At 53.8% G+C, this 3,806-nt stretch carries 3 protein-coding genes and 1 riboswitch; all 3 genes read right to left on the bottom strand.

Annotated elements, in window-relative coordinates; genetic code table 11:
- Positions 1–216: 216 nt before the first annotated feature.
- Positions 217–987 (bottom strand): ABC transporter ATP-binding protein, encoded by a 771-nt coding sequence (locus QZT18_RS23365; protein WP_294152134.1) that lies wholly within the window; start codon positions 985–987, stop codon positions 217–219.
- The gene (locus QZT18_RS23360) at positions 984–2,048 is read right to left on the bottom strand and encodes an iron ABC transporter permease (protein ID WP_294152132.1); all 1,065 of its coding nucleotides are present in this window, start codon (positions 2,046–2,048) and stop codon (positions 984–986) included. Before QZT18_RS23360 ends, QZT18_RS23365 begins: the two co-directional genes overlap by 4 nt.
- A gap of 122 nt (positions 2,049–2,170) precedes the next feature.
- Complete coding sequence (locus QZT18_RS23355; protein WP_294152130.1) at positions 2,171–3,313, bottom strand: ABC transporter substrate-binding protein; 1,143 nt, start codon at positions 3,311–3,313, stop codon at positions 2,171–2,173.
- 125 nt (positions 3,314–3,438) lie between these two features.
- A riboswitch (cobalamin riboswitch) is annotated at positions 3,439–3,620 on the bottom strand.
- Positions 3,621–3,806 lie beyond the last annotated feature (186 nt).

The raw sequence follows: 3,806 nt of genomic DNA, 5'->3' as shown, positions 1-3,806 counted from the left end.
AGACTCATATACACCCTCCCACCACCCCGTCCGCCGTCTTACAGAGGCGTCCTCGAATCTCAACTAAATCCTCATGGTTCTGTCAAATGTAGATGTATTGTTTCAAAATTTCTCGCAGGCTGTTATTTTATTTGGGCACCAATCGGGCACCATTTCACGGTCTTGTTCATCTGTTTATATTGCGGGAAACCCTGTATTCATGCGAATTTCATCAAGTCATGCCCTTACAATTACGGACCGTCTGCCTATCCGCACGAGTTCCGTATCAACTCCGTAGGCTTCTCTTATCTGATCCGGTGTCAGAACTTCCTCCGGAATTCCCTGGGCGACGACCGTTCCTCCGGAGAGCAGGACGGTGCGGTCCGCGTAGTCTAAAGCCAGATTCAGATCATGGATGACGGCCGCAACGGTGATGCCGTTCCGGCTGATGTGGTGCAGCAGGTCCATGACCTCATACTGGTATTTTAAATCGAGACTGCTGGTGGGTTCGTCTAAAAGCAGCACCTGAGGTTCCTGGGCGATGGCCCTTGCGATCAGCACCCGCTGGCGCTCTCCGCCGCTGAGCTGGTTAAACGGCCGGAACGCATAGTCTTTCAGATGGAATTCCTCCATCACCTCCGACACTTTTTCCAGATCATGTTTCCCTGCTTTCATTCCCATGTGGGGAAGGCGGCCGGACAGTACGATTTCCATTACATTCAGTGCATATCCCGTCTGGGTATTCTGCGGCACATAGCCGAAAATACCGGCTCTCTCCCGGACGGTCAGCTTCCCTGTTTTCGTTTCATTCCACCGCACGCATTCGGGATCTGCCTTAAGAAGACCGTTGATGCAGCGCAGCAGCGTTGACTTTCCTGCGCCGTTGCCGCCGAGGAATGCGCAGAAGGTTCCCGGCTCGACGCGGAACGATACATTTTTTAAAACTTCCCTGTGTCCGTAAGAAAAGTTCAGTCCCCGGACCTCCAAACCGTTTATCAAATCATTCACAGCCTCTTCCTCCCCCGGAAAATCAGATATAAGAACAGCGGAACTCCTACATAGGATACGACGATTCCCACCGGGATCATGGTAGGGGAAAATGCGCACCGCCCGATGGTATCCGCCGCCAGAACGAGGGCCGCTCCCGTGATGGCGGAGAGAGGAAGCAAAAGCCTGTGATCGCCGCCGATTATCATCCTGGATATATGGGGAGCCACGAGGCCGACGAATCCAATAATGCCGGTGAAGCTGACAATGGCCGCGGTCAGCAGCGTGATACAGCCTCCCGTCAGGATCCTGGTTCGTTTTACATGGATTCCAAGGGCGGCGGCGCTCTCGTCCGAGCCGGCGGCGATCATGTTAAACGCCCAGGCCTGGCTTTGGAATACAGGCAGCGTAATCAGCAGAAAGAGCGCCATAACTGCAATATCCTTCCATCCGACGGCGGTGAGGCTGCCGAAGGTCCATTGTATAATGGCTGGAAGCTGCTGTTCGTTGGCGATAAACTGCATCGTCGAGTTGAGCGCATTGAAAAAATAGTTGAGGGCGATGCCCGTCAGCACCAGGGTTTCCGAACCGAGCCCCTTCAGGCTGGAAAGTCCATAGACAAAAGCGGCACAGAGCAGCGCCATGAAAAAGGCGGCCAAAACCGTGGCGGTTTTCTGGAAATGGACGGGAAATCCGCCAAAGACAATCACCGCGGCTGCGCCCAGGGCGGCGGCTCCGGAGAGTCCGGTGGTAAATGGGCTGGCCATCTGGTTGCCCGTGATTGCCTGCATTCCCGTTCCGGCTATGCCGAGGCCTGCGCCCGCAGTGACGGCGGCGGCGACGCGGGGCAGCCGCAGCAGGAGAAGGACGTTCTGTTCCTTGGGGCTGAGCGGCTGGACGGTCATGAAACGTTCCGTAAACGGCAGCCAGGTGACAGCCAGACGGGCCGGAGTGAGGTCCGCCACACCGAGGCAGACGGCAGCGGCGGCCAGCACGCAGAGAGCGGCGGCAGCCAGAAGGATCCACAGGATTTTGCGGCGGATCAGATGTTTATATTCGCTGGTCAGCGTATCGAAAGACATAAAAATAATCTCCTTAATTTAAAATCAGCCCGCATGCCGGATAAAAACGGAATGCGGGCGGACTGCCGGACGGTATCCGGTGCGGCCTGGTTTGAAAGCCGCGGCACGGATACCGGCTGGATTTATTTTTGTGCGGGAACGTGGTAGTAGTGCTGGGCATTTGGCTCAAAGCCCTGGTATTTCATCCACTGTTCAAAGATGGCGTCCGGATCCAGATCCGTCATTAAATCGGGATAGAGCCATTTGGACATATAGGCGGCTCCAATCATCTTTCCCAGTCCTCCGCTCATAAAAGCGGTGTTGAGATAGAAATTGCCCTCTTTAACAGCCGTTAATTCCCGGAAACCTTCGCGCTCCATCATGGATTCCGCCTTGGCGGCAAATTCTTCCTGTGGAGGCGCGGTGAATACGCCGCTGTTTCCGACTACTTCCCCTGCATAGACTTTGACAATCAGATCGGGATCCGCCATCAGAACCTGCTCCGGATCGATATCCTTGCCGGCCAGGGAGGCGTCGCCGAAAATATTTTTACCGCCGGCCATGAGAATCATATTATGCCAGCCGTCGTTGGAGGTTCCGGGAATGCAGGTGGTATAGTCACCGCCGTACTCCCAGTAAACAGTCTTAGGTTCTTTCACCTGTTTTAACTGTTCTTTCATATAATCAACCGGTTTCTGATAGAAATCAACCAGTTCTTCCGCCTGATCTTCCTTGCCGAATAACTGGCCGCACAGCCTGATCTGCTTCGGTACATCGGAGTTGTCCCATCCGGTGATAACCACTACCTTGATACCGAACGGTTCCAGTTTCTCAATAGATTCCTCCACTACGCCGTTTTTGGGAACGACGAGCACCTGAGGATCGAGAGCTACGATCTTTTCATAGTCGTACTCATCTTTGCCAAAAGTTTCGTTTTCTCCGAACCGGGGCCAGTAGACCTCGTCCTGGGAGGTGTAGATATCCACTCCGACAACGCTGTCCCCGGCTCCTACGGCACGGATTAATTCATTGTTATAGCGGTTTGCAACGCAGGCCCTTGTAATCGGAAGGGTCAGCTCCACCTCACGGCCGATGTCATCCACAAAGACGGTCGTTCCCGCCTCGGCGTCTTTGACATCTGCCTCCTGGCTTTCTGCGCCTGTTTCAGCAGCAGTGCTTTCCACGGCCGCTGTTGTTTTCGCCTCGTCTGTCTTTGCGGCACAGCCGGCCAGGGAGAGCATCAATACGGCGGCAATCCCTGCAAATAGTTTTCTGTTCTTTCTCATCTTCGGTAAATCTCCTTTCAACCTGTCTGTAAAATATTGTAGCGCCCTGAATTGCAAAACAGAGCATACTTACAAACCCAATTTGATTATCAGGCTGAAAGGTGATTTTCCCTGTCCCGGAAAATTTCCTCTGCAATGCGACTGGCAGGTCTCCTGGCTTATGATTCGTCCTCCGGATCGCCTTCCCGTTCTAACAGTGGCTGTTTATGATCCTTCGTCATCAATTACAGTAGAGGCAGCTGTGGGGGATTCTCACCCCGCTTCCCTATTAAAAAGCTTCCGCTTTGCCAATCATTGCAAATTCAGTTAAAGCGTACTCAGCATACCATAGAATCGGGGATCAGGCAAGAGGGGGAGGAGAATTGAGATGCGGGACGCCTTTGTATGATGGCGGACGGGGGAGGGGGAGGTTGTGTATGAGTCTTCAGTCCCGATGGGTGGTTGTGGTGAGGGGGAATCCGGAGAAAAAAATTCCTGCGGGGACACGCTCCCG

Origin of the sequence: uncultured Clostridium sp., assembly GCF_900547735.1 — a bacterium.
In the GTDB taxonomy this organism is placed as follows: Bacteria; Bacillota; Clostridia; order Lachnospirales; family Lachnospiraceae; genus Otoolea.
The sequence above is the reverse complement of the archived record's forward strand: the minus strand, read 5'-3'. Positions and strand labels throughout refer to the sequence as shown.

What these genes read in the sequence shown, in the direction of transcription:
- QZT18_RS23360 (WP_294152132.1), bottom strand. Translation starts at nt 2,048, where the DNA reads ATGTCTTTCGATACGCTGACCAGCGAATATAAACATCTGATCCGCCGC.
- QZT18_RS23355 (WP_294152130.1), bottom strand. Translation starts at nt 3,313, where the DNA reads ATGAGAAAGAACAGAAAACTATTTGCAGGGATTGCCGCCGTATTGATG.